The sequence below is a fragment of the Anaeromyxobacter oryzae genome, from assembly GCF_023169945.1.
GTDB lineage: Bacteria > Myxococcota > Myxococcia > Myxococcales > Anaeromyxobacteraceae > Anaeromyxobacter > Anaeromyxobacter oryzae.
The window spans coordinates 5,595,996-5,620,918 of the sequence record NZ_AP025591.1; the positions used below are offsets into that span (position 1 = coordinate 5,595,996).

General features: G+C 72.7%; 27 protein-coding genes and 1 tRNA gene. 22 read left to right on the forward strand and 6 right to left on the reverse strand.

All coding sequences use genetic code 11. The features are described 5' to 3' along the window. Positions 1–159 precede the first annotated feature (159 nt). Together AMOR_RS24375 and AMOR_RS24380 are read left to right on the forward strand one after the other, a co-directional pair. Positions 160–369, forward strand: coding sequence for a hypothetical protein (locus AMOR_RS24375; RefSeq protein WP_248355040.1), 210 nt, complete (start codon positions 160–162; stop codon positions 367–369). A gap of 193 nt (positions 370–562) precedes the next feature. Further along, the gene (locus AMOR_RS24380; RefSeq protein ID WP_248355042.1) at positions 563–1,060 is read left to right on the forward strand and encodes a rubrerythrin family protein; all 498 of its coding nucleotides are present in this window, start codon (positions 563–565) and stop codon (positions 1,058–1,060) included. Positions 1,061–1,094: 34 nt separating this feature from the next. On the opposite strand, the gene AMOR_RS24385 is transcribed toward AMOR_RS24380, so the two are convergent. The 4 genes from AMOR_RS24385 to AMOR_RS24400 all read right to left on the reverse strand — a co-directional run bounded on the left by AMOR_RS24385 (position 1,095) and on the right by AMOR_RS24400 (position 5,948). Next, complete coding sequence (locus AMOR_RS24385) at positions 1,095–1,316, reverse strand: hypothetical protein (RefSeq protein ID WP_248355043.1); 222 nt, start codon at positions 1,314–1,316, stop codon at positions 1,095–1,097. A gap of 135 nt (positions 1,317–1,451) precedes the next feature. Then, on the reverse strand, positions 1,452–3,638 hold the full coding sequence (gene ppk1 / locus AMOR_RS24390) for a polyphosphate kinase 1 (RefSeq protein ID WP_248355045.1): 2,187 nt from the start codon (positions 3,636–3,638) through the stop codon (positions 1,452–1,454). A 131-nt stretch (positions 3,639–3,769) separates the two neighbouring features. After that, positions 3,770–5,200, reverse strand: coding sequence for a glycosyltransferase family 39 protein (locus AMOR_RS24395; protein ID WP_248355047.1), 1,431 nt, complete (start codon positions 5,198–5,200; stop codon positions 3,770–3,772). A gap of 674 nt (positions 5,201–5,874) precedes the next feature. Beyond that, positions 5,875–5,948: transfer RNA gene (locus AMOR_RS24400), tRNA-Arg, on the reverse strand. A 203-nt stretch (positions 5,949–6,151) separates the two neighbouring features. Between AMOR_RS24400 and AMOR_RS24405 the strand changes: the two genes are divergently transcribed. Together AMOR_RS24405 and AMOR_RS24410 are read left to right on the forward strand one after the other, a co-directional pair. Beyond that, positions 6,152–6,862, forward strand: a complete 711-nt coding sequence (locus AMOR_RS24405) for a NapC/NirT family cytochrome c (protein ID WP_248355049.1) — start codon at positions 6,152–6,154, stop codon at positions 6,860–6,862. 3 nt (positions 6,863–6,865) lie between these two features. Next, on the forward strand, positions 6,866–7,114 hold the full coding sequence (locus AMOR_RS24410; protein WP_248355051.1) for a hypothetical protein: 249 nt from the start codon (positions 6,866–6,868) through the stop codon (positions 7,112–7,114). A gap of 108 nt (positions 7,115–7,222) precedes the next feature. Here AMOR_RS24410 and AMOR_RS24415 read toward each other — a convergent pair whose 3' ends face one another. After that, positions 7,223–9,358: a hypothetical protein gene (locus AMOR_RS24415; protein ID WP_248355053.1), complete on the reverse strand. Its 2,136-nt coding sequence runs from the start codon at positions 9,356–9,358 to the stop codon at positions 7,223–7,225. A gap of 220 nt (positions 9,359–9,578) precedes the next feature. On the opposite strand from AMOR_RS24415, the gene AMOR_RS24420 reads away from it, so the two are divergent. The 9 genes from AMOR_RS24420 (at position 9,579) to fabF (ending at position 16,621) form a co-directional block, all read left to right on the forward strand. Further along, positions 9,579–10,226, forward strand: coding sequence for a response regulator (locus tag AMOR_RS24420; protein WP_248355055.1), 648 nt, complete (start codon positions 9,579–9,581; stop codon positions 10,224–10,226). Between the two features lie 183 nt (positions 10,227–10,409). Then, entirely contained in the window at positions 10,410–10,970 is a 561-nt protein-coding gene (locus AMOR_RS24425; RefSeq protein ID WP_248355057.1) for a YceD family protein, read from the forward strand. 37 nt (positions 10,971–11,007) lie between these two features. Continuing rightward, entirely contained in the window at positions 11,008–11,187 is a 180-nt protein-coding gene (gene rpmF / locus AMOR_RS24430) for a 50S ribosomal protein L32 (RefSeq protein WP_242394754.1), read from the forward strand. 6 nt (positions 11,188–11,193) lie between these two features. Continuing rightward, positions 11,194–12,279: a phosphate acyltransferase PlsX gene (gene plsX, locus AMOR_RS24435; RefSeq protein ID WP_248355059.1), complete on the forward strand. Its 1,086-nt coding sequence runs from the start codon at positions 11,194–11,196 to the stop codon at positions 12,277–12,279. 17 nt (positions 12,280–12,296) lie between these two features. After that, positions 12,297–13,277, forward strand: a complete 981-nt coding sequence (locus AMOR_RS24440; RefSeq protein ID WP_248355061.1) for a beta-ketoacyl-ACP synthase III — start codon at positions 12,297–12,299, stop codon at positions 13,275–13,277. Positions 13,278–13,300: 23 nt separating this feature from the next. Continuing rightward, positions 13,301–14,242 carry an ACP S-malonyltransferase gene (gene fabD / locus AMOR_RS24445; protein WP_248355064.1) on the forward strand — a complete coding sequence of 314 codons (942 nt, stop codon included), beginning with the start codon at positions 13,301–13,303 and terminating at the stop codon, positions 14,240–14,242. Positions 14,243–14,254: 12 nt separating this feature from the next. After that, entirely contained in the window at positions 14,255–15,004 is a 750-nt protein-coding gene (gene fabG / locus AMOR_RS24450) for a 3-oxoacyl-[acyl-carrier-protein] reductase (protein WP_248355066.1), read from the forward strand. Between the two features lie 42 nt (positions 15,005–15,046). After that, positions 15,047–15,286 carry an acyl carrier protein gene (gene acpP / locus AMOR_RS24455; RefSeq protein WP_242394749.1) on the forward strand — a complete coding sequence of 80 codons (240 nt, stop codon included), beginning with the start codon at positions 15,047–15,049 and terminating at the stop codon, positions 15,284–15,286. Between the two features lie 90 nt (positions 15,287–15,376). Further along, the gene (fabF, locus tag AMOR_RS24460) at positions 15,377–16,621 is read left to right on the forward strand and encodes a beta-ketoacyl-ACP synthase II (protein WP_248355068.1); all 1,245 of its coding nucleotides are present in this window, start codon (positions 15,377–15,379) and stop codon (positions 16,619–16,621) included. A gap of 170 nt (positions 16,622–16,791) precedes the next feature. On the opposite strand, the gene AMOR_RS24465 is transcribed toward fabF, so the two are convergent. After that, a complete protein-coding gene (locus tag AMOR_RS24465) occupies positions 16,792–17,688 on the reverse strand; it encodes a hypothetical protein (protein ID WP_248355070.1) in 897 nt (298 codons plus the stop codon). Positions 17,689–17,905: 217 nt separating this feature from the next. Between AMOR_RS24465 and rpiB the strand changes: the two genes are divergently transcribed. From rpiB to AMOR_RS24510, 9 genes are all read left to right on the forward strand, one after another. Beyond that, positions 17,906–18,349 carry a ribose 5-phosphate isomerase B gene (rpiB, locus tag AMOR_RS24470; RefSeq protein WP_248355072.1) on the forward strand — a complete coding sequence of 148 codons (444 nt, stop codon included), beginning with the start codon at positions 17,906–17,908 and terminating at the stop codon, positions 18,347–18,349. Between the two features lie 93 nt (positions 18,350–18,442). After that, complete coding sequence (glyA, locus tag AMOR_RS24475) at positions 18,443–19,696, forward strand: serine hydroxymethyltransferase (RefSeq protein ID WP_248355074.1); 1,254 nt, start codon at positions 18,443–18,445, stop codon at positions 19,694–19,696. A 4-nt stretch (positions 19,697–19,700) separates the two neighbouring features. Then, positions 19,701–20,174 carry a transcriptional regulator NrdR gene (gene nrdR / locus AMOR_RS24480; protein ID WP_248355076.1) on the forward strand — a complete coding sequence of 158 codons (474 nt, stop codon included), beginning with the start codon at positions 19,701–19,703 and terminating at the stop codon, positions 20,172–20,174. Further along, positions 20,171–21,379 carry a bifunctional diaminohydroxyphosphoribosylaminopyrimidine deaminase/5-amino-6-(5-phosphoribosylamino)uracil reductase RibD gene (gene ribD / locus AMOR_RS24485; RefSeq protein ID WP_248355077.1) on the forward strand — a complete coding sequence of 403 codons (1,209 nt, stop codon included), beginning with the start codon at positions 20,171–20,173 and terminating at the stop codon, positions 21,377–21,379. Before nrdR ends, ribD begins: the two co-directional genes overlap by 4 nt. A 12-nt stretch (positions 21,380–21,391) precedes the next feature. Further along, entirely contained in the window at positions 21,392–22,039 is a 648-nt protein-coding gene (locus tag AMOR_RS24490) for a riboflavin synthase (protein WP_248355078.1), read from the forward strand. Next, on the forward strand, positions 22,036–23,349 hold the full coding sequence (locus AMOR_RS24495) for a bifunctional 3,4-dihydroxy-2-butanone-4-phosphate synthase/GTP cyclohydrolase II (protein ID WP_318653829.1): 1,314 nt from the start codon (positions 22,036–22,038) through the stop codon (positions 23,347–23,349). The genes AMOR_RS24490 and AMOR_RS24495 overlap by 4 nt, the downstream gene beginning before the upstream one ends. Continuing rightward, positions 23,346–23,837 (forward strand): 6,7-dimethyl-8-ribityllumazine synthase, encoded by a 492-nt coding sequence (ribH, locus tag AMOR_RS24500; RefSeq protein WP_248355079.1) that lies wholly within the window; start codon positions 23,346–23,348, stop codon positions 23,835–23,837. The genes AMOR_RS24495 and ribH overlap by 4 nt, the downstream gene beginning before the upstream one ends. Before the next feature lie 2 nt (positions 23,838–23,839). Further along, positions 23,840–24,271 (forward strand): transcription antitermination factor NusB, encoded by a 432-nt coding sequence (nusB, locus tag AMOR_RS24505; protein WP_248362605.1) that lies wholly within the window; start codon positions 23,840–23,842, stop codon positions 24,269–24,271. 23 nt (positions 24,272–24,294) lie between these two features. Further along, on the forward strand, positions 24,295–24,876 hold the full coding sequence (locus AMOR_RS24510) for a peptidase M17 (protein WP_248355080.1): 582 nt from the start codon (positions 24,295–24,297) through the stop codon (positions 24,874–24,876). Positions 24,877–24,923 lie beyond the last annotated feature (47 nt).

Sequence of the window (24,923 nt, forward strand, 5' to 3'; positions counted from 1 at the left end):
CAGGGCGCCTCGGCGCCGAAGTGAGCGCCGCGGGCCTCTCGCCTCCCGCACACCCGGCGCGGTGCGCACGTTGAGCCGTGCCGCCGGTTGGCCCTCGGCGGCGCCGGGCAAGGGCGGGTGGCGGCAGCGCGGCCCGCCGTGAGCCGGACGGAGGGGCATATGGCCGAGCAGGGACGGAAGTCGTATCCGCGGACGATCTCGCACGGGCTGCCGGACGAGCTCGAGACGACCATCGGCGAGCGGATCGCCGCGGAGCGGAAGGGCGCTCGGACGCGCCCGGCGCCGGGCGCGCCCGAGCGCGCCCGCGACGTCGGGAACACGGACGAGCCCGTCGCGCCACGCGAGGGCGGCGCGCAGAAGCCGTCCTGAGGGCGGCGAGCGCCGGGCGGCTGCTCGGGGCGCTCGTGCGCTGGCCGGCGGCGCTCGTCGCGTTCCCGCTCGCGGCGGCGCTCGTCGCCGCGTCACGCCGGACCCGCCCGACGGGGACGAACGAGGCACAGCCCGCCGCCGCCGTTCCGTGCTACGCGGAAGGCACGCAGGCCCACCCTTCCCAGGAGACGACGTGTCCACCCAGGAGAACCTGAAGGTCGCCTTCGCCGGCGAGAGCCAGGCCAACCGCAAGTACCTCGCCTTCGCGCGCCAGGCGGAGAAGGAGGGGCTCTCGCAGATCGCGAGGCTCTTCCGCGCCGCCGCCGAGGCCGAGACGATCCACGCCCTCGGCCACCTCGCGAACATGGGCGGCGTCGGGACGACGCTCCAGAACCTCGAGGCCGCGGTCGCCGGCGAGACCTACGAGTACACGGAGATGTATCCGCCCATGGTCGAGGAGGCGCGCCGCGAGGATCACCGCGCGAAGACGCTGCTCGACTGGGCGAACCGCGCCGAGCAGGTCCACGCGCGGCTCTTCCGACAGGCGCTCGAGGCGATGAAGGCCGGCCAGGACCTCTCGCAGATGGACGTGTACCTGTGCCCCGTCTGCGGCGACGTCGAGTTCGGGCCGCCGCCGGAGCGGTGCCCCATCTGCAACACCCCCGGCGCGAAGTACCAGAAGATCGGCTAGCACCGGCGCGGTCCGCCCTGGACCGCGCCGGCGCTCAGCGGCGGCGCGGCGGCCGGAACCGGGCGGTGCACGCCGCCGCCCCGTGCAGCGGCGCGACGGCGACCTCGCCCGGCTCGTCGACCCCGTCCGCCGTCAGCTCCGCCACGAACAGCTCGAGCGCCTCGTCCGCGTCCCACGCGCGGACGTGCGCGACGAGCCGGCGCGATCGCGCCTCGAGCGCGCACACGAACAGCTCCTCGCGAAGCTCGGTGTCCATGCTTCTGTGGTTAGCCGGGCGCTCGCGGTCCCGCGACGCTCGGGGTGGTCTCGCCCTTGGCGTGAGGCGCAGGGCCGCCCGCGCACCGGATGCGCCGCGGTCGCGATGCCGGGTGAGCGGCGGACGCCGGAGGGGTCAGATCCCGCGCCGCTCGCCCCGGCGCGCGATCAGCTCGGCCTGGCTGTCCACGGCGGGCTCGCCCGGGCGCGGGGAGAGCCGCTCGTAGCTGCCGTCGGGCCGCATCCGGCGCGCCCGGACGTTGTCCCGCAGGTACGTCTCGAGCACGTCGTCCCGCAGGTACCGGACGAGCACCGGATCCGCCACCGGGAAGAGCACCTCCACGCGGCGGGCGAGGTTCCGGTGCATGAGGTCGGCGCTCCCGAGGTACACCTGCTCCGCCCCGGCGTTCCGGAACCAGAAGATCCGGCTGTGCTCGAGGAAGCGGCCGACGATGCTCGTCACGCGGATGCGGTCGGTGACGCCGGGAATCCCGGGCCGGAGGCAGCACACGCCGCGTACGAGGAGGTCGATGTCCACGCCGGCTCGCGCCGCGCGGACGAGCACCGCGATCATCTCCCGCTCGACGAGCGCGTTCACCTTGAAGACGAGGCGCCCGCCGCGTCCGGCGCGGGCGTGGTCGATCTCGCGCTCGATGAGCGCGAGCAGCTTCTCGCGGAGGTCGATCGGCGCGACGAGGAGCTTGCGGAAGGTGGCCGCGCGCGAGTAGCCGGTGAGGTAGTTGAACAGCTGCGTCGCGTCCTTCCCGATGTCGGGATCGGCGGTGAAGAACCCGAGGTCGGTGTATGCCGTGGCCGTGACCGCGTTGTAGTTGCCGGTGGAGAGGTGGACGTAGAGCGCGCGCCGGTCGCCCTCGCTCCGGACCACGAGCGCGATCTTGGAGTGCGTCTTGAGCCCGAGGAGGCCGTAGATGACGTGGACGCCCTCCGCCTCGAGCGCCTTCGCCCACCCGATGTTGCTCTCCTCGTCGAAGCGGGCCTTCAGCTCCACGAGGACGGCCACCTCTTTCCCGTTCTGCCTGGCGCGGAGGAGGGCGTCCACCACGGGCGAGTTGCGGCCGACCCGGTAGAGCGTCTGCTTGATGGCGAGGACGTGCGGGTCGCGCGCGGCCGCGCGCAGGAACTCCACGACGGGGGCGAAGGAGTGGAACGGGTGGTGGACGAGGACGTCGTGCCGGCGGATGGCCGCGAACACGTCCTCCTCCTCCTCCTGGTCGGAGAGGCGCCCGGGCTTCGCGGGCACGAACGCGGGGAACTTGAGATCGGGGCGGTCGAGCCCCGCCAGCGCGGAGAGGCCGGACAGCGCGAGCGGCGCCTCGACGTCGTAGACGTCCCGCGGGTCGACCTCGAGGTTCTCGACGAGCAGCCCGCGGACGGCGTCGGGGATCCCGGGCGTGACGACGAGCCGGACGACGGAGCCGAACCGCCGCTCCCGGACGCCGCGCTCCACGCTGGCGAGCAGGTCCGCGGCCTCCATCTCCTGGATCAGCATCTCCGCGTCGCGCGTCACGTGGAACGGATGCACGCCCGCGATCTCGAGGCCCGGGAAGAGGCGGTCCACGTTGGCGGCGACGAGCTGCTCGAGCCAGACGTACGCGTGCGGGTGGGCGGCGCCGTCCTCGGCGCGCGCGCCGCGGCCGATGGGCACGAGCCGGGGCAGCGTGTCCGGGACCTTGATCCGCGCGAACCGCTCCACGCCGCCGTCCCGCACCAGCACCGCGAGGTTCAGGCTGAGGTTCGAGATGTGGGGGAAGGGGCGGCCCGGGTCGAACGCGAGCGGCGTCAGGACCGGGAAGACCATCTCGTCGAACCAGACTCGCGCGGCCGCGAGCTGCTTCTCCGTGAGCTGAGGCCAGTCGACGAGGTGGATCCCCGCCGCGGCGAGCGGCGGGACGAGCTCCTCGTGCAGGCACCGCGCGAGCTCCTGCTGCAGCCGGAGCGCCTCCCGCCGGACCGCGGTGAGCTGCTCCGCCGGGGTGAGCCCGTCGATGCTCGGCTCGGGCACGCCCGCCGCGATCTGCTGCTCGAGGCCGGCGACCCGGATCATGAAGAACTCGTCGAGGTTCGCGGCGACGATGGCGAGGAACTTCACGCGCTCGAGGAGCGGGTTCGCGGGGTCGCGCGCCTCGTCGAGGACGCGCCACTGGAACTGGAGCAGCGAGAGCTCGCGGTTGACGTAGAGCCGGGGGTCCGACAGGTCCGGCTCGTCGGGGGGCACGGGCGGCACGGGCGCCGCGGGCGCCGGGCGCACCGAGGGCGTGGCGACGGGCTGCGGCGTGACGACTGGCAGGTCCGGCGAGTCCATGGCAGCGGCGTCCTGGTGTTCGCGTTCCGCGGTCGAGCATGACGGGGGCGGGTGACGATCGTGCGACGGCGCGGGCCCGGCCGCCATTCCTCACCCCACCGCGCCCGGGACGCGCCCCGCTCGGGGTGGGGCTAGGGCGGCGGACGGTACCGGAAGAAGAGATAGCGCCGGATGGCCCGTTCGCCCGCGCGCGCCGTGAAGTCGCCGGCCGGCTCGAGCGGCCCGAGCCGGCGCTCCAGCGCGTCGCGCTGCGGTCCGAGCCCCTCCACGATCACGACGAGGAGCGGCGCGCGCCGGGCGAGCGGGGCCGGGTCGTAGTACGTCGGGCCGCTCACACGGTCGCCGAGGTACGCCGGCGACGCGCCGTCCGCCCAGCCGAGCTGCCCGAGCGCGATCCAGTGCGTCACCGCGAGCCGGTCGGTGCCCGCGGCGGCCCGCGCCGCCGCCGCTCCCTCGCCCCAGCCCCGGAGCTCGTCGAGCGGAGCCGCGAGCCGGGGTGGGAGCGCGAACGCCGCGAGCGCCGCGACGGCGACGGCCGCGGAGCAGCCGAACGCGATGCCGAGGCCCACCCGGAGCCGCCGCGCCCCCGAGGAGGCGAGGAGTATCGTGGCCGACAGCCAGCCCGGGGCCGGCCAGTGGGGGAGGGCGCCGGGCGTGAACGCCGCCGCGACGGTGAAGAACGCGACGACGGGGAGCGCCGAGAAGGCGAGGGCCGCCTCCACGGCGTCGGTCCGGCGGCGGAGGGCGTCGAGCCCGGCGACGGACGAGAGGGCGAGGAGCACGGGCGACACGTAGGCCGCCTGCGCTCCGACCGAGCCGGCGAGCCTCGCCAGGGAGAAGCTCCGCCCGCGTGCCCCGTGCGACGCCTGGAACGCGAAGGTGACCCACCCGTGAGCGGCGTTCCAGAGGAGCATCGGGGACGCCACGGCGAGCGCCAGGGCGCCGCCCGCCCAGGGCCACGGCGTGGCGAGCGCGCGCCGGCCGTCGCGCGTCGCGACGAGCGCGGCGAGGACCGCGACGCCGAGGAGCCCGGCGGTGAGCTTGGAGAGCGCTCCGACGCCGAGGAACAGCCCCGCCGCGACGAACCACCGGCGGTCGCGACGGAGCGCGCGCTCGAGCGCCCAGAGCGTCCCGGCCCATGCGAAGGCGAGCGGGGCGTCGGGCGTCATGAGCGTGGCGCCGAGGGAGAACAGCGGCGCCGCCTGGAGGACGAGCGCCGCCGCGACCGCGGCGCGCTCCCCGCCTCGCGCACGCGCGAGAGAGGCGGCGAGCAGCGTCGTCGCCGCCTGCAGGGCCACGGCGGGTACGCGGGCCGCGAGCGCCGAGTGACCGAGGAGCCGGAGGCCGCCCGCCATCAGCCACGCGACGAGCGGCGGGTGGTCGAGGTAGCCGGGCTGGAGGTGTCTCGCCCAGTCGGAGTAGTACGCCTCGTCGACAGAGAGCGGCACGACCGCCGCGAGGACGAGCCGCACGGCCGCGCCCGCCAGGACGATCCGCGCGACGGTCCCGGACGGCTCGGAGCGCGCGGCGGCCGCCGGTACGACGGGCGCGTTCGGCAACATGGGCACGAGCGTCCACGCGCCGGCGGCGCGTGTCGAGAGCCCGCGCGGTCCGCGGCATCCCGCCTCGGGGGGCCGCGGCTGCGACGCCGGCGACAGGGGTCGCGCTCGGCTCGCGAGCCCACGCTCGTTCGCTCACCGTTATGATGACGCGCGCGTGTGGGCACCCCGTGCACCGCGGTCGCGCAGCCGATCCCGGGCGTTCGCCGTGGCGCTCGCGGTCAGCCTCGCGCTGCACGTGCTCGTGCTCGCGCTGCTCCCCGCCGAGCTCGGCGTCTCGCGGCCGCCCGGAGAGGTCGTTCCACTCACCGTGGAGTTGCGCCCCGCGCCCGCGCCGCCCGCGCCATCCGCCCTGCCCGCGCCATCGGAGCGTGGCCTGGCAGCGCCGGGTAGCGCCGCCGGCGCGCGTACGGTCGGGTCTGGCAGCGGGCGTCGAGGGACGCCGAGCTCGATCGCGCCGCCGTCGCAGCGGCCCGACCGGCCGCCCAGACGCTCCCGGCGCCCCCGGCGGATGCGGTCGGAACGCGTGGGAAGCTGGTGTCGACCTGGGAGTTCGAGCTCGAGGTCTCGACCACGCCCCCGACCCGCCGCCGCCCTCGAGGCGTGATCACCCGGGGGTGAAAAGCGAAGGGCCCGACGCTCTGGCGGAAACCGCCGTCACGTCGGGCCCTTCCGTGCGCGCGATACAGGATTCGAACCTGTGGCCTTCGGCTCCGGAGGCCGACGCTCTATCCAGCTGAGCTAATCGCGCTCGACGGCGGCGTATCTAGTGCACCCCATCCGGAAACGCAAGCAGCTTCGCGGAAATCCGCTCGCCAGACCCGCCGGTCGCCCGCCTGGCGCGGCCGGTCTCCGCCCGGAGTGTCTGGACCGCTTCTTCACGTGGAGATGATCCCGATCAGGTCCGTCTGCGGCGACCCGCCGCAGTAAGGTATTGAAGGGAATCCGGGGCGCATGGTAGTCAGGCCGACCGTGCCCCCGATCAACACGATAGAGCAGCTGCTGAAGGTCACGGCGCTCACCGCCGCGGCCATCTCGATCCTCATCCTCGTCTGGTATCTCGTCCGCCGCCCGCCGCTCGGCCGGTTGACGAAGGTCATGCTGCTGTTCGGGCTCGGCGTGATGCCGCTCGGCGTGGCGCTCACCGGAAACATCGCCGGGTTCGAGTACACGCTGAACCGGAAGTTCTGCGGCTCCTGCCACGTGATGCTGCCGTACACGCAGGACGCCGAGGACCCGAGCTCGAAGAGCCTCGCCGCGATCCACAGCCGCAACCACGCGTTCGGCGAGGAGAGCTGCTACACGTGCCACGCCGACTACCAGATGTTCGGCACGATGACGACGAAGCTGAACGGGCTCAGGCACCTCTACTACTACATCACCGAGTACGCGAACTCGGGGAAGTACGGTGAGAAGGGCCCGCGCATCCACATGTACAAGCAGTTCCAGAACGGGATGTGCACCCGCTGCCACTCGACGCAGGCGCCGCGCTGGACGGCGGTCGAGGATCACCAGGGCATGATCGAGGACATCCGGTCCGGCCAGCTCAAGTGCGTCGAGTGCCACGGCGGCAAGAACGTGCACCCGCGCTCGTTCACGCACGGTGGCTCCGGCGGTCCGCCGACCGCCGAGGCGGCCACGACCACCCCGGCGAACAAGGAGTAGGCCGTGTTCGGGATCTCCAAGCTCACCATCCGTCGCCTCGTCCTCATCTCCGCGGTCCTGACGCTCGTGTCGCTCGGGCTGATGGTCGTCTCGATCCTCTTCCCGAGCCCGCTCCTGCTGGTGATGGCGATGAGCCTCGGCCAGCTGTTCGGGACGAGCTCGCTCGCGCTGTACCTGCTCGCGATCGTGCTCGACCTGCAGGGCGTCGGCGAGCACGACGAGCTCGGCGCGCGCGAAGAGTCGGAGTCTTAGGCGGGGCGAACGCTTCCCGCAGAGACGGGACGGGCCGGCCGAGTCGATCGGCCGGCCCGTTTGCTTTCGGGGAAGCGCGGCGCCGGAGCGGCGCCGCGCTCCGTCACGCTACCCCGACGTGTAGCAGGTGCACGGCGTCGTGCCGTCGCAGACGGCGCGCGTCGCCGTGCTCGCGCAGTAGCCGGCGCCGGTGCAGCACGGCTGGTTCGGCGAGCAGGCCAGGCCCGGGTCGACGCAGTACGCGGGCGGCGGCGTGTCGCACGAGCAGATCGCGCCGGGGGCGCAGGCCGTGTACTTCAGCGTGCCGCCGACGTCCGCGGTCGAGAGGCACAGCAGCCCGCCGCAGCAGTCGCCGTCCGCGGCGCACGCGTGCGAGGTGCCCCCGCAGGTGGAGGCCGCGGCGCAGGTCCCGCTCACGCAGCTCTCTGCCGAGTCGCAGCACGGCGTCGTGGCCGAGCACGCGCCGCCGGTCTGCGCGCAGGACGGCGCCGGCCCCGCGCTCTCGCAGGTGCCGCTCGTCGAGCCCGGGGGGATCAGGCACGTGAACCCGCTGCAGCAGTCCGCGGTCGTCGTGCAGGCGCCCTCCATGCCGAGGCACGGCGCCCGGCACGTCCCGGCGTCGCAGGTGCCCGAGCAGCAGTCGCCGCTCGAGGTGCAGGGGTCGCCGTTCGCGTGGCACGAGCTGGGCGGCGGCTTCGACTGGCACTTCCAGCCCTGCTCCACGATGTTCGTGCAGGGCCCGTCGCAGCAGGTCGTGTCCGTGGAGCCGGCGCAGGTGGACCCCGTCGGCTTGCACGCCGCGCCCGCGGTGCAGCGCAGGACTCCGGTCGCGTCCGGCACGCACGGCTCGCCGTCGCAGCACTGATCCTTGAACTCGCAGATCTGGCCGGTCGCGATGCAGCACGCCGGGTTCGAGCCGTCATAGCCGGTCGGGCAGCTCGTCCCGGTGCCGCCGCCCGGGGGCGAGCCGTAGCAGCGGTAGACGCCGTTCGAGTCGGGCTTGCAGACGGCCTTGCCGCTCCCGTTGAAGTCGCCCGGGATGCAGCAGTTCTGCGAGGCGTTCACGTCCGTCGTGACGCCGCAGATGTTCCCCGGCGGGTTGCAGGACTGCCCCTTGCTGCAGCGGAAGTCGTCGTGCGAGCCGGTGTCCGGCGACGTCTTGCCGATCACGTCGCAGTACACGCCGTACCCGCCGCTCCCGCCGCAGCACGCCGCGCTCGAGTCACAGTACTCGTCCGTCATCCGGCAGCCGCCGGCGGGGGCGCAGACCGTCACGCCCGTCCCCATGTCCTTGCAGATGCGCGAGCAGCAGGTCGAGCCGCTGGAGCAGGGGTTCCCGCCCTGGACGCACCCGCCGGGCGCGTCGATGCAGCGGCCCGGCGTGCCCGCCGAGAGATCGCACAGGCCGGAGCAGCACGACTTCGCGTCGTAGCAGACGTCGCCGTACGCCTGGCACGCGTAGGCCTGCACGCAGACTCCGCCCTTGCAGTTCGACGAGCAGCAGTCCGTGCCCGCCGCGCAGCTCTCGCCGAGCGTGTTGCAGGTGAACCCGCTCGCGCCCGTCGGCACGGCCAGGCAGCTCCCGGATGCGGTGGCGGTGCCGGAGCAGATGCCCGAGCAGCAGTCGGAGTCCGCGGAGCACTGCGTCGAGACGGTCTTGCACGCGGCGACCGCGCAGTGCCCGCTGGTGCTGCCGGCCGTGTCGGGCGTGCAGGAGCCGGTGCAGCACGCCGTGGGCAGCGTCGTGGAGCAGACCGCGTCGACGGGCTTGCAGTAATCGGCGGAGACGCACTTCGTCCCGTCGCAGCGGCCCGAGCAGCACGCCTCGTTCGCCGCGCACGGATCGGCGAGCTCGCCGCAGGTCGTCGGCACCGCGCACTTCTGCGCGGTGCATGCGCCGGTGCAGCACTCGGACGCCGAGGTGCACGCCGCGTCGAGCGCCTTGCACTGGCCCTGCGGCGCGACGCAGACGTTCGACGAGCACGCGCCGGAGCAGCAGTCCGCGGCGGCGTTGCACGCGGACGCGAGCGGCGCGCACTGCACGGCGTCCGCGCAGACACCCGCGGTGCACGTCCCCGAGCAGCAGTCCGAGGGAGCGCTGCACGCCGCCGTGAGCGGCTTGCAGGACGGATCGGTCGTTCCGCCGCCGCTCTTGGAGCAGGCCGCGAGCGCGGCCAGGAGCGTCAGGACGACGGCGGGCAGGGAAAGGCTCCGCCGGATGGGTCCGGCGCTCGTTCTCGGCATGGGAGGTCTCCTCGGGACCCAGGACGAATGGTGTGAGCGCAGGTTTCGGTTTTTCTCGTTGAGTGTCAATCGGTTCGGCTGTGCGGTGGGGTGGGTGCGACTGTCCGCTAAGTCCCGTTCGCGTGGGACCCCGATCCTTGACCCTGGACACCCCGGGCTGTTACTCATGGGCTCCCGAACCGTGCCGTTTTCCGGCGCTGTGAAGGTGCAAGGGGCACGAATGGCAATCCGGGCGATCGCGGTCGAGGACGACGAGGCGGTCTCGAAGTTGATCGCGCAGGTCCTCACATCGCACGGCTACGAGGTCTGCGGGACCGCCGCCACGGGCGAGGACGGCGTGGCGCTCGCTCGCCGCGAGCGGCCGGACGTCGCGCTCGTCGACCTCGGGCTCCCGAAGATGAGCGGCGAGGACGTGATCGCGACCATCCGGCACGAGCTGCCGAAGACGGCGTGCATCGCGCTCACCGCGGTCGACATCCCGGCGCGCGTGCTGGGCGCGATGCGGGCGGGCGCGCAGGGCTACATCCTGAAGCCCTTCCACGCCTCCGACATCACGAAGGCCGTCGACGACGTGATCTCGGGCGACGCCGCGCCGATCAGCCCCCGCGCCGCGAAGGTCCTCCTCCAGGAGCTCCGGGGCGATCCGCCGGACCAGAAGGCGAAGGACGGCCCGGCGCTCTCGAAGCGCGAGCTCGAGGTGCTCCAGCTCCTCGTGCACGGTCACACGTACGCGGACGTCGCCCAGGCGCTCGGTATCGCCGAGGGCACCGTCCAGACCTACGTGAAGCGGATCTACGAGAAGATGGACGTCTCGACGAAGGCGGAGGCGGCGCTCCTCGCGGTCGCGCGCGGGCTCGTGAAGCCGTAGGTCGATTCACGGGTCGAGCGGATCGCCCGCGCGAGCGTGGCGCGCCGTCCCGTGCGGGTTAAGACGATCCCCCTTGTCTGCCAAGGGGTTGCGAGCCGCGGTCCGGGCCCTGGGGGCGCGCCTTGACTTCCCCTGATCGACCCCTATAATGAGGCCCTTTTTGGGCCTCGGGAAGCAGTATAAATGCGCGTCAACATTGATGAAATCAAGGAGGCCGGACTCCGGCGGAGCTGGGACGTGACCCGCGAGGCGATCGACGAGATGGTCGCTGGCGACCCGGCGGGCTACCGGGCGCGGGGGGCAACGCACCTCGACGCCAAGCTCGACAAGATCGAGCGACGCGTCCGGGTCGACGCGCACGGGAAGGCGGAGCTCACCGTGCCCTGCGGCCGCTGCCTCTCGCCGGTCTCGCTGGACGTGCCGGTTGATTTCGAGTTGACGCTCGTGCCCGCGGACGAGTACGTGGACGAGCCCCGCAGCGACAAGGAGAAGGGCGGCGCGCCGGTCGGAGGGAGCTTCGAGCCGGGAGAGGCGGAGGAGGACGTCTACGCGGGCAAGGTGATCGACCTCGACCCGATCGTGCGCGAGCAGCTCCTCCTCGCGCTGCCGAGCTACCCGGTCTGCAAGGAAGACTGCAAGGGACTCTGCCCCGTGTGTGGGGCCAACCTCAACGATCGCGAGTGCGGCTGCGATCGCCACGTTCCGGACCCGCGCTGGGCGAGTCTCAAGAACGTGAAGCTGTGACCAGCCGCGACGCGCCGAACCGAGAAGGAGAAGCACCGTGGGCGTTCCGAAGAAGAGGACGAGCAGCATGCGCCGCGACCGCCGTCGCGCCGCGAACTTCAAGCTCAAGCCGCTCAACGTCGTGAAGTGCCCGAAGTGCAAGGAGCCCGTGCTCCCGCACCGCGCGTGCCCGTCCTGCGGCACGTACAAGGGCGAGCAGATCACCGAGGCGACGTAAGCCCCGATGGTCGAGAAGATCGCGCCCGTCGCCGTCGATGCGATGGGGGGAGATCACGCCCCCGGCGCGATCGTGCAGGGTGCCATTAACGCAGCGCGTAAGGGGCTGGCCGTCGTGCTGGTCGGCCCCGAGCCGCGCGTGCGCGAGGAGCTCTCGCGACACCGGGCGGGCAAGGACCTGCCGATCGAGGTGCACCACGCGTCCGAGGTGGTCGAGATGCACGACCACCCCGGCCAGGCGATGCGCCGCAAGAAGGACAACTCCATCCGCGTCTGCTTCGAGCTCGTCAAGTCGAAGCGGGCGAGCGCGATGGTGTCCGCCGGCAACTCCGGCGCCGTGATGGCCGGGGCGATCTTCGTCCTCGGCCGCCCGGACGGCGTCGAGCGGCCGGCCATCATCTCCGTGCTGCCGGCGCTGAAGGGCTCGCCGCTCCTCCTCGACATGGGCGCGGTGGTCGACTGCAGGCCGAGCCACCTCGTGCAGTTCGCGCTGATGGGCGACGTCTACGCCCGCCGCGTGATCGGCGTCGCGAAGCCGCGGGTCGCGGTGCTCGCGAACGGCGAGGAGGACTCGAAGGGCACCGACCTCACCCGCGCCGCCGCCGCCGCCCTCCGCAAGGCGCCGATCCACTTCGTCGGCTACTGCGAGGGGCGCGATCTCCTCACCGGCGAGTTCGACGTCATCGTCACCGACGGCTTCACGGGCAACGTCGCCCTGAAGACGATGGAGGGGACGGCGAAGGTCGTCGGCGAGTACCTGAAGCGTGCCCTCATGAGCACGACGGTCTCCAAGATCGGCGGGCTCCTCGCGAAGCAGGCGCTCGAGGGCATGAAGAAGCGCATCGACTGGCGCGAGGTGGGGGGCGCGCCGCTCGTGGGCGTCAACGGCGTGGGCTTCATCAGTCACGGCCGCTCCGATGCCCTCGCGATCGAGAACGCGATCCGCCGCGCCCGCGAGGCCGCCCGGACGCACTTCACCGACGAGATCGCGAACGCCGTCGCGCCCACCGAGGCGCTCCTCGCCGCGGCGGAGCCTGGCTCCGCGAACGGCGAGGCCGAACCCCAGCGGCGCACCGCGCCGCACGAAGCCTGACCAGAGGGAAAACGAGAATGCGCTCGCTCATCGCCGGCACCGGGTCCTTCGCGCCCGCCAGGGTCGTCCCCAACTCGGAGCTCGAGAAGCTCGTCGACACCAACGACCAGTGGATCGTGGAGCGGACGGGCATCCGCTCGCGCCACCTGGCCGGCGAGGACGAGGCGACGAGCGATCTCGCCGTGAAGGCCTCGCTTCGCGCGCTCGAGGCGGCGAAGCTGGACCCGAAGGACGTCGAGGCGATCATCGTCGGGACGATCACGCCGGACTACCCGTTTCCGTCGGCCGCCGCCGTCATCCAGGGCAAGCTCGGCAACAAGAAGGCCTTCGCGTTCGACGTGTCCGCCGCGTGCGCCGGCTCGCTCTACGCGCTCGCCGCCGCTGATCGGTTCGTCGCGTCCGGCGCGACCAGGAACGCGCTCGTCATCGGGGCCGACACGCTCTCGCGCATCACCGACTGGACGGATCGGAACACCTGCATCCTGTTCGGCGACGGCGCCGGCGCCATGGTCCTCACGCCCACGGACGATCCGCGCCGCGGCGTGCTCACGACGCGCCTGCACACCGACGGCGCGCTGGTGCCCATCCTGCTCCAGCCGGGTGGCGGGTCGAAGGAGCCGTTCTCGCAGAAGGTGCTCGACTCCAAGTCGCACTACGTGAAGATGAACGGTCGCGAGGTCTTCAAGGTCGCCGTCCGCGCGCTCGAGGAGAGCTGCCGCGAGGTGCTGACGGCCGAGAAGCTCACGACGGGCGACGTGAAGTACGTGATCGCCCACCAGGCCAACAAGCGGATCCTCGACGCGACGCTCGATCGCCTGGAGATCCCGGCCTCGAAGTGCTGGATGAACCTCGAGAAGTACGGGAACACCTCCGCCGCGAGCGTCCCGATGACGCTCGACGAGGCGAACCGCGCCGGCTGGTTCCAGCCGGGCGACGTGATCCTGATGATGGCGATCGGCGGCGGAATGGCCTGGGGCGCGAGCGTCGTCCGCTGGTAGCGGACGACCCGGAGGACCTCGACATGGGCAAGCTCGCGTTCGTGTTCCCCGGCCAGGGCTCCCAGGCCGTCGGCATGGGGAAGGAGCTCTTCGACTCCTTCCCCGAGGCCCGCGCGGTCTTCGAGGAGGTCGACGCCGCGCTCGGCGAGAAGCTGTCGGAGCGCTGCTTCGGCGGACCCGAGGACTACCTGAAGCTCACCGCCAACACGCAGCCGTCGATCCTCACGGTCTCGGCCGCCGCGGCGGCGGTCCTCGCCAACTCGGGCATCGTCCCGGATCTCGTCGCGGGGCACTCGCTCGGCGAGTACTCGGCCCTCGTCGCGGTGGGCGCCTGCGGCGCGGCGGAGGCGGCGAAGGCGGTCCGCGCCCGCGGCAGCTTCATGCAGGAGGCGGTTCCCCAGGGCAGGGGCGCCATGAGCGCCGTCCTCGGGCTCGCCCCGGCGAAGGTCGCGGAGATCTGCGCGGCGGTGGCCGCGGAGAGCGGCGAGGTCGTCTCGCCCGCCAACTACAACGAGCCCGGCCAGACCGTGATCGCCGGCGCGGCGGGCGCCGTGGAGAAGGCGGGCGCGCGGCTCAAGGAGGCGGGCGCGAAGCGCGTCCTGCCGCTCCCCGTGTCCGCCCCCTTCCACTGCGCGCTCATGGCGCCGGTGCGGGCGCGGCTCGAACCGGTGCTCCGCGGCATCGCGTGGCGCGCGCCGCTCCGGCCGGTCGTCACGAACGTCGAGGCGAAGCCGAACCAGGACCCCGCCCGGATCGTCCCGCTCCTCGTCGAGCAGGTGACGGCGCCCGTGCGCTGGATCGAGTGCGTCGAGGAGCTCGTGCGCCAGGGCGTGACGCGCGTCGTCGAGGTCGGGCCCGGGAAGGTGCTCTCCGGGCTGGCCAAGCGCATCGACAAGTCCGTCGAGACGTTCAACGTCGAGGACCGGGCGTCCCTCGAGAAGACCCTCGCCGCCCTCAACGCGTAAAGGAGCGACTCGATGTACGACTTCAAGGGGAAGGTCGCCCTCGTCACCGGCGCGTCGCGCGGGATCGGCCGGGCCATCGCCGTCGCGCTCGCGAAGGGCGGCGCGAGCGTCGCGCTCAACTACGCCGGCAACGACGCCGCCGCCGCCGAGGCGCTCGCCCTGGTGCAGCAGGCGGGCGCGCCGAAGGCCAAGCTCTACAAGTTCGACGTGGCGGATCCCGCGGCGTGCGCGGCGGCGGTCGAGTCGGTCGTCGCGGATCTCGGCGGGCTGCACATCCTCGTGAACAACGCCGGCATCGCGGTCGATCAGCTCGTGATGCGGGTGAAGGACGAGGACTGGAACCGGCAGCTCCAGGTGAACCTCACCGGCGCCTTCAACCTCATCCGGGCGGTGACCCGGCCCATGATGAAGGCCCGCGGCGGCGCCATCGTGAACCTCACCTCGGTCGTCGGCGAGATGGGGAACGCGGGCCAGGCCGCGTACTCCGCCACGAAGGCGGGGCTCATCGGGCTCACGAAGTCGGTCGCCCGGGAGCTCGCGTCGCGCAACGTGCGCGTGAACGCGGTCGCGCCGGGGTACATCGACACGGACATGACGGCCGGCCTCCCCGAGGCCGCCAAGACGAAGATGAAGGAGTTGATCCCGCTCGCGCGGCTCGGCAGCGCGGAGGACGTGGCGAACGCGGTGGCGTTCCTCGCGAGCGATCAGGCGTCGTACGTGACCGGGGAGACCCTCCGCGTCAACGGCGGCATGTACATGTAGCCGCGTCGCGGCTGCTCACACGCACCACGGAGGAGGACAGTCATGTCGGCCAACATCGAGCAGAAGGTGAAGAACATCATCGCGGACCAGCTGGGCGTCGGCGAGGACGAGATCAAGATCACCTCGTCCTTCATCGAGGACCTCGGCGCGGACTCCCTCGACATCGTCGAGCTCGTCATGGCGATGGAGGAGGAGTTCGAGGTCGAGATCCCGGACGAGGAAGCCGAGAACATCAAGACCGTCCAGGACGCGGTGAACTACATCACCACGCACAAGAAGTAACGCTCGGCGCCGCTTGGGCCGCGCGCGGGGGCGAGGCCGGGGGGCCTCGCCGCCGAAGCTCCATTTTTTCCGATGGGAAGAGGTGTCGTGATGAGCAGGCGTCGTGTGGTCGTCACCGGGCTCGGGTTCGTGTCGCCGGTGGGCATCGGGGTCGAGGCCTCCTGGAGCGCGCTCGTGGCGGGCAAGAGCGGCATCGGGCCGATCACGCTGTTCGACGCGTCGACGTACCCGACCCGGATCGCGGGTGAGGTGAAGGGCTTCGACCCGTCGCAGTTCATGGACCGCAAGGAGGCGCGCCGGAACGACCGGTTCATCCAGTTCGCGCTCGCCGCGGCGGACATGGCCCTGAAGGACTCCGGGATCGACATGTCGAAGGTCGACGCCGAGCGCGTCGGCTGCATCGTCGGCGCCGGCATCGGCGGCCTCGGGACCATAGAGGAGGAGCACAAGGTCTTCCTCGAGAAGGGCGTCCGGAAGATCGGGCCGTTCTTCATCCCTTCCCTCATCATCAACCTCGCCCCGGGCCAGATCAGCATCAAGTACGGCCTGAAGGGGCCGAACTTCTCGCCGGTGTCCGCCTGCGCCACCGGCAACCACTCCATCGGCGACGCGTTCATCTACATCGAGCGCGGCATGGCCGACGTGATGGTCACGGGCGGCTGCGAGGCGACCATCACGCCGCTCGGCATCGGCGGGTTCTGCGCGGCCCGCGCCCTCTCGGAGCGGAACGACGCGCCGGAGAAGGCGAGCCGCCCGTTCGACAAGAACCGCGACGGCTTCGTCGCCGGCGAGGGCTCCGGCATCCTCGTGCTCGAGGAGTACGAGCACGCGCGGAAGCGCGGCGCGAAGATCTACGCCGAGGTCGTGGGGTACGGCGCGTCGGCGGACGCGTACCACATCACCTCGCCGTCCGAGGGCGGGGAGGGCGGCGCCCGCGCCATGCGGATGGCGATCAAGGAGGCGGCCATCGCGCCGGAGCAGGTCGGCTACATCAACACGCACGGCACCTCGACGCCGGCGGGCGACGTCGCCGAGTGCCAGGGCATCACCCGCGTGTTCGGCGCGCATGCCACCGACAAGAAGCTCATGGTCTCGTCGACCAAGTCGATGATCGGCCATCTCCTCGGCGCCGCCGGCGGCGCGGAGGCGGTGATCACGGTCCTTGCCATCGCGAAGGGCGTCCTCCCGCCGACGATCAACGTCGACGAGCAGGATCCCCAGTGCAACCTGGACGTCATCCCGAACACCGCGCGCGAGGTCCGCGTCGACTACGCGATGTCGAACTCGTTCGGGTTCGGCGGGACGAACGCGGTCGTGCTGTTCAAGCGCGTCTAGCGCGCCTTCGCAGCGCTCCCGGAGAGAACGGCGCCGCCCGCGGGATCGCGGGCGGCGCTCGTGCTTCGAGGGTGAGGTGCGCCGCCCCGGGAAACGGGGACGGGGCGGCGCGCGCCGTGGCGTGGAGGGGGTCTTCCGGCCGCGGCGAAGGTTCCAGGGAGCGACGCCCGTCAGTGGCCGCCGGAGCCGCCGTCGTGGCCGTCGCCGCACGTCCCGCCGTCGTCGTCGCAGCCGTCCCCGTCGTCGTCGTGGTGGAGCCGCAGCGAGGCGCGGATGTTCGCGAGGATCGCGCCCTGGTCGGTCGTGGCGTTCGGGTCGAGGCGCGTCTTCCCGTCCGCGGCGGTGAACCAGAGGGTCGGGTCGACGTCGAGGGTCAGGCCGGCGCCGGTGGCCGGATCGACGGTGATCGCGCCCTCGTGCTTGCTGTCGACGTTCATGGGCGTCGTGAAGTGGAACGGCGCGCCGTCGATCGTCCCGTCGATGGCGATGGCTGCGTGCAGGGCGGCCATGTCCTTCAGGACCTGGTCCGTGCCGGCCTTCTCCGCGGGCACCGTGTCGATCTTGAACGTGACCTCCTGGTACGTCCCGGCCGGCACCGGCACGTCGAACTGCCAGTGGATGCCCGACGCGAGCGCCGCGCCGGAGAGATCCACCGCGAACGGCCCGAACTCGAGCTCGCACTCACCGTCGTGGTCCGCTTCCTGCTCGCCGTCCTGGCCGTCGCCGCTGCCGCTGCCGCCGGAGGTCCCGCCGTGATCGTCCTGGACCGTGATCGCCGGCGTCGTCGTGGCCCCGGCCGCCGGGGTCGTGGGCGTGGTCGGCGTGGTCGGCGTGGTCGGCGTCGTGCCCTGGGCGCAGCCGTCGCTGGGCTTTCCCTCGACCTCGACCTTCCGGACGACGAGCCGCACGCGGTCGACCACGATCGTGCCGCCGTTCAGCGTGAGCGAGGTCGCGGTGGTCTGATCCGCCGCGGCGTTGGCACGGACCGAGAGCCCCTTCGACGCGCGGCTGCAGCCCGCTGCCAGCCCAGCTGCGGTGAGGACTGCCAACGTTCGACTCCACGTCATGATTGCCTCCTGAGAGGTGCCCGGCATCCCCACCGCGCGCCGGTCAGTGGTTCTCACCCCCGGAGACCGGAGTCCGGTGACGCCGGCCACCTGGGCAGATGGGGGCGGGCCGAGGGGGCGCCCCGTCGAGTTCCCGATCGGCGTCCGGCCGGGGGTCAGCCCGTGTCTTTCGGGTCGTGGTGTGGAAGAATCGCGGCCCCCACGAGGAGGATCGAGGATGGCGGATCGCGTGATCGCGGGCTCCGACCACGCCGGGCTGTCGCTCCGGGCGGAGGCCGTGAAGGTGGCGAAGGCGGCGGGCTTCGAGGTCGAGGACCTCGGCCCGTTCTCGGGCGACAGCGTCGACTATCCCGACTACGCGCGCGCGGTCGGCGAGGCGGTGGTCCAGGGCCGCGCCCGGCTCGGGATCCTCGTGTGCGGGACCGGGATCGGGATGTCCATCGCCGCGAACAAGGTGAAGGGCGTGCGCGCCGCCCACTGCGGGACGGAGTTCGACGCCCGCATGGCCCGCGCGCACAACGACGCGAACGTCCTGTGCATCGGGGAGCGGGTGCTCGGGCTCGGCGTCGGCAGCGCGATCGTGAAGGCGTTCCTCGAGACGCCGTTCGAGGGCGGCCGGCACGAGCGGCGCGTGCAGAAGATGAAGGACCTCGAGCGGTGACCGGCGGCGAGGCGCGGCGCCGCGTGCCCGTTGCCTCACCCACACCGGCGCGGTATGAACGCGCTCCCAACGTTTTTCCCTGGAGAGATCCCGATGATGCCGACGCAGCGCCTCGCCGAGGCCGACCCCCAGATCGCGAAGCTGATCCGCGAGGAGACCCGCCGCCAGGCGGAGGGGCTCGAGCTCATCGCCAGCGAGAACTTCGTCTCGCCCGCCGTCCTCGAGGCGCTCGGGTCGACCCTCACGAACAAGTACGCCGAGGGCTACCCCGGGAAGCGCTACTACGGCGGCTGCGAGGTGGTGGATCAGGTCGAGCAGCTCGCCATCGACCGGGCGAAGCAGCTCTTCGGGGCCGAGCACGCGAACGTCCAGCCGCACTCCGGGTCGCAGGCGAACATGGCGGCCTACTTCGCGCTCGCCCAGCCCGGCGACACCATCCTGGCGATGAGCCTCAACTTCGGCGGCCACCTGACGCACGGGTCGCCGGTGAACTTCTCCGGGAAGCTGTTCAAGATCGTCCCCTACGGCCTCAAGCAGAGCGACGAGACCATCGACATGGACGAGGTGGCCCGGCTCGCGCGCGAGCACCGGCCGAAGATCCTCGTCGTCGGCGCGAGCGCCTACCCGCGCACCCTGCACTTCGAGAAGTTCGCGGAGATCGCCCGCGAGGTCGGCGCCGCGATGGTGGTGGACATGGCCCACATCGCCGGCCTCGTCGCCGCGGGCTGCCACCCGTCCCCGGTGCCGTACTCCGAGATCGTCACGACGACGACCCACAAGACGCTCCGCGGCCCGCGCGGCGGCATGATCCTCACCCGCGAGGCGCACGCGAGGACGCTCAACTCGCAGATCTTCCCGGGCATCCAGGGCGGCCCGCTCGAGCACGTCATCGCCGCGAAGGCCGTGGCGTTCGGGGAGGCCCTCCGGCCGGAGTTCAAGGCCTACCAGCGGCGCATCGTGGAGAACGCCCAGGTGCTCGCCGAGGGTCTCAAGGTGGCGGGCCTCCGGCTCGTCTCCGGCGGCACCGACAACCACCTCATGCTGCTCGACCTCCGGCCGAAGAAGCTCACGGGCAAGATCGCCGAGGAGGCGCTCGGGAAGGCCGGGATCACCGTCAACAAGAACATGATCCCGTGGGATCCGGAGAAGCCGATGACGACCTCCGGGATCCGCGTCGGCACGCCGGCGCTCACCACCCGCGGCATGGGGCCGAAGGAGATGACGACCGTCGCCCGCCTCATCGGGCGCGTCCTCGACGCTCCGACGGACGAGTCGTCCCTCGCGAAGGTGCGCGGCGAGGTGAAGGACCTCTGCGCGCACTTCCCGATGTACGCGGATCGACAGTAGCCCGATGCGCTGCCCGTTCTGCGGCCACCTCGAGGACCGGGTCGTCGACTCCCGCGAGACGCAGGACGGGCAGGCCACGCGCCGCCGGCGCGAGTGCGCGGGCTGCGCGCGCCGCTTCACGACGTACGAGCGGATCGAGGAGATCCTGCCGTACGTCGTCAAGAAGGACGGGCGCCGCGAGGCGTTCGACCGGCGCAAGATCGTGGAGGGCGTCGCCACCGCTTGCCAGAAGCGGCCCGTCTCGGCCGAGCAGGTCGAGGCGCTCGTCTCGGCGGTGGAGCGGCAGATGGCGGAGCTCGGCGAGCGCGAGATCCGGACGGCGGCGATCGGGGAGCTCGTCATGCAGCGGCTCCGGTCCCTCGACGAGGTCGCGTACGTCCGCTTCGCGTCGGTCTACCGCGCCTTCCGCGACGTGGGCGAGTTCATGACCGAGCTCGAGGGGCTGCAGCGCAAGCCGGGCGGGGAGGGCGGGGCGTGACCCGCATCGTCGTCCGGGGTCGCCGGTCGCGGCCCGCGCCCGCCCGCCGGAGCCGCGCGCGCGACGCCCTCTTCGACCGCGCCGTCGCCGAGTTCTTCATGCGGCGCGCGCTGCGGGAGGCGGAGAAGGGCCTCGGGCGCACGAGCCCGAACCCCGCCGTCGGGGCGCTGCTCGTGAAGAACGGCCGCATCGTCGCGCGCGGGCACCACGCCCGCGCCGGCGGGCCTCACGCCGAGGTCGTCGCCCTGCGCGCCGCCGGCGCCCGCGCCCGCGGCGCCGACCTCTACACCACGCTCGAGCCCTGCGATCACCAGGGCAAGACGCCGCCCTGCTCGCGCGCGATCCTGGAGGCGGGCGTCCGGCGCGTGTTCGTCGGCTCCCGCGACCCGAACCCGCTCGTGAACGGGAAGGGGATGGCGCGGCTCGAGCGCGGCGGGGTCGCGGTGGTGAAGGACGTGCTCCGCGGCGACTGCGACCGGCTCAACGCGCACTGGTTCACCTGGATCACCGAGCGTCGGCCGCACGTGACGCTCAAGGCGGCGGTGACGCTCGACGGCAAGATCGCGACCCGGACCGGCGACGCGCGCTGGGTCACCGGCGAGGCCGCGCGGGCCTGGGTGCACCGGCTCCGCGATCGCGTCGACGCGGTCCTGATCGGCGCCGGAACCGCGCGCGCCGACGACCCGGAGCTGACCACGCGGCTCCCCGGCGGCCGCGGCCGCGACGCCATCCGCGTGGTCCTCGACACCGACCTCTCGCTGCCGGCGCGCCTCAAGCTGTTCCACGCCCGCTCCGCCGCGCCCACGATCGTGGCGCACGCGTCGGAGCGGAGCCGGCGGCTCGGTCCGGGCGTCGAGCTGCTCCGCTGCCGCCGCGCGCGGCGCGGCGGCGTCGACCTCCGCGACCTGCTCGCGAAGCTCGCCGCCCGCGGCGTCACCCACCTGCTCGTCGAGGGCGGCGCGTGCGTCCACGCGCGCTTCCTCGAGGAGGGCCTCGTCGACCGGATCGCGGTCTTCGTCGCGCCGAAGATCGCCGGCGGCGACGGCCTGTCGCTCGTCGCGAGCCGCGGCCCCGCCCGGATGGCGGACGCGCTCCGGCTCGCCGACGTGCACGTGGAGCGCGTCGGAGAGGACGTCCTCGTGACCGGCGTGCCCGCGGCCGAGCGCCGGCGCGCCGCGTTGGCGAAAAACCGCGGACGAGGCTAGGATTCCGCCGAAATGTTCACGGGTCTCGTCTCCGACATCGGGGTGGTCGAGCGCATCGCCCCACGGCAGGGAGGCGCCCGCCTGACGCTCCGCCCCGGCCGGCTCCCGGTCGACGCGCTCGCCCTGGGCGAGAGCATCGCCTGCTCGGGCGCGTGCCTGACGGTGGTCGAGCGCGGCGGCGGCCTCGTCTCGTTCGACGCGGTCCCGGAGACGCTCGCGCGGACGACGCTCGGAGCGTGGCGCGCCGGCACGAAGGTGAACCTCGAGCGGGCCCTGGCGCTCGGCGACCGCCTGGGCGGACACCTCGTCGCGGGCCACGTGGACGCGGTGGGCGAGGTCATCCGGCGCGTCCCGGAGGGCCAGGGCGCGCGGCTCACGGTGTCGCTCCCACCGGCGATCGCGCCGCTCGTCGCGGAGAAGGGGTCGATCGCCATCGACGGCGTCTCGCTCACGGTCGCGCGGGTGACCCGGACCGAGCTCGACGTCGCGCTCATCCCGGAGACGCTGGCTCGGACCACGCTGGGCGAGGCGACGGCGGGCACGAAGGTGAACCTCGAGGCCGACGTGGTGGCGCGGCACGTGGCGCGGCTCCGGGAGTTCGATGGGCCGGCGGGCGAGGATCTCGCGCGCTGGGGCTACGGGACGGGAGGCGCGGCTTGAAGGACCACGCACGGCACGCCGTCGAGCGGGTCGAGAAGGCGCTGGCGTACTACCGCGCCGGCAAGATGGTGATCCTCACCGACGACGAGGATCGCGAGAACGAGGGCGACCTCGCCATGGCCGCGGAGAAGGTGACGCCGGCCGCGGTGAACTTCATGGCGAAGTACGGCCGCGGGCTCGTGTGCCTCTCGCTGACCGAGGAGAAGGTCCGGCAGCTGCGGCTGCCGCTGATGGTCGACGAGGGCTCGAACACGTCGGGGTTCGGGACCGCGTTCACGGTGTCCATCGAGGCGCGCGAGGGCGTCACGACCGGCATCAGCGCCAAGGACCGCGCGCACACGATCCTCACCGCGGTGAAGGACGACACGCGGCCGGACGACCTGGCGCGCCCCGGCCACGTGTTCCCGCTCCGCGCCCGCAAGGGCGGCGTGCTCGTCCGCGCCGGGCAGACGGAGGGCTCGGTCGACCTCGCCCGCCTCGCGGGGCTGAAGCCCGCGGGCGTGATCTGCGAGGTCATGAACGACGACGGGACGATGGCCCGCATGCCCGAGCTCGAGAAGCTCTCGGCGGAGCACGACCTGCCGATCGTGTCGGTGGCGGACCTCATCTGCTACCGGATGCTGAAGGACACGCTCGTGCGCCGCGGCGCCGAGGCGCCGCTCCCGACCGTGTACGGCGAGTTCCGGGCCGTCGCGTACGAGAACGACGTCGACCAGCACCAGCACGTGGCGCTCGTGAAGGGGAAGTGGCGCGAGGGCGAGGCGGTCCTCGTCCGCGTCCACTCGAAGTGCCTCACCGGCGACGTGTTCGCGAGCGAGCGGTGCGACTGCGGCCCGCAGCTCCACGCCGCGCTCCGGCAGATCGCCCGGGCGGGGAAGGGCGTCCTCCTCTACCTCGACCAGGAGGGGCGGGGGATCGGGCTCGTCAACAAGCTCAAGGCGTACAACCTGCAGGACGAGGGCTACGACACCGCCGAGGCGAACGTCCGCCTGGGGTTCAAGCCCGACCTGCGCGACTACGGCATCGGCGCGCAGATCCTCCGCGACCTCGGCGTGCGGAAGATGCGGCTGCTCACCAACAACCCGAAGAAGATCATCGGGCTCGAGGGCTACGGCCTCGAGGTCGTGGAGCGCGTGCCGATCGAGATGCCGGCGACGCAGCGGAACCGCGCCTATCTCGTCACCAAGCGCGACAAGCTCGGCCACCTCCTCACCCTCGAGCCCGCCGCGCCGGCCCGCATCTCCCGGCGGGCGCGCGCGAAGAAGCCCGCGGCGCGGGGGCGGACCGCCAAGGAAAGGACGAAGCGATGAACGTCTACGAGGGCTCCCTCGTCGCAACCGGGCTCAAGACCGCGCTCGTGGTGGCGCGGTTCAACTCGCTCATCACCGAGCAGCTCCTGATGGGCGCCGCGGACACGCTCCGCCGGCACGGCGTGAAGGACGCCGACATCGACGTGTTCCGCTGCCCCGGCACGTTCGAGCTGCCCGCCCTGCTCCGCCGCGTCGCGGCGAGCGGTCGCTACGACGCGGTCGTGGCGCTCGGCGCGGTGATCCGCGGCGGCACTCCGCACTTCGAGTACGTGGCGGGCGAGGCCACCAAGGGCGTCGCGCAGGTCGCCATGGAGGCGGGGTGCGCCGTCACGATGGGCGTGCTCACCACCGACACGATGGAGCAGGCGCTCGAGCGCGCTGGCGTGAAGGCGGGGAACAAGGGGGCGGAGGCCGCCCTCGCCGCGATCGAGCAGGCGAACGTGCTGCGCGAGGCGGGGAAGCTTCCGTCGCCACGGCGGGCGGAATGAGCGTGACGTCGCGCCGGACCAAGGCCCGCGAGCGCGCTCTCCAGGCGCTGTACCAGATCGACGTCGCCGCCGAGGGCATCGACGACGCGCTCTCGCGGTTCTGGAAGAGCTTCGAGCCGGTGGAGCGGGAGGTCATGGACGTGGCCGAGGCGCTCGTGCGCGGGGTGGCCGCGCACCGGCGGGCCGTCGACGCCACGATCGAGCAGGTGTCGACCAACTGGCGGCTCGATCGCATGGCGAAGGTCGACCGGAACGTCCTGCGGCTCGCGGTCTACGAGCTGCTCGAGACCGACGTGCCGGTGAAGGTGGCGATCGACGAGGCCATCGAGCTCGGCAAGAAGTACGGATCCGAGAGCTCGGGGGCGTTCGTGAACGGCGTGCTCGACAAGGTGGCGTCGGGGCTGCCCGCCGAGCGCCGCCGCGGGACGAAGTGAGGGGCAGCGAGGAGCAACGACGCGTGGCGCTCAAGATCGAGGTGGCGGACCTGGGGCTCCCGGCGCTCGACGCGCTCGACGTCGACGCGCTCGCCGTGTTCGTCGGCCCGGAGCGGCCGCTGCAGGGGCTCGCCGGGTTCGCCGACTGGCGGATGTGCGGGGGCATCTCCCGCGCGATCCGCTCTGGCGTGTTCGGGGCGAGCCTCGACGAGGCGCTGCTCATCCCTTCCGGCGGCCGGATGCACCCCGCCCGCATCTTCTGCTTCGGGCTGCCGCCCGGGGTCCCGCTCGCACCCGACGCGTTCCTCCGCGCGTCCCGGACGGCCTGCGAGGCCATGGCGAAGGCCGGGAGCGACGCCTTCGCCACGGCGTTCCCGCCCTACGCCGGCGACCTCTCCACCGCGTGCCGGCTGTGGCTCGAGGGGAGCCTGGTCCGGCCGGTGCGGCGGCAGGTGCTGCTCGGTGAGGCGCGCGTGCTCCAGCGCGAGCTCACCGCCGCGCGCGCCGCCCTCGGCGTCCAGGTGGACGTCGTGGCGCCGCCCTCGCGCGTCGAGATGCCGCCGCGCGCCCGCGCCTTGCCGCACATCGGCGCCGTGATACGCTGACCCGGCTGTCGCGCCGGGACGCGGTCCCGCCGCCGCTCGCTCCGGCC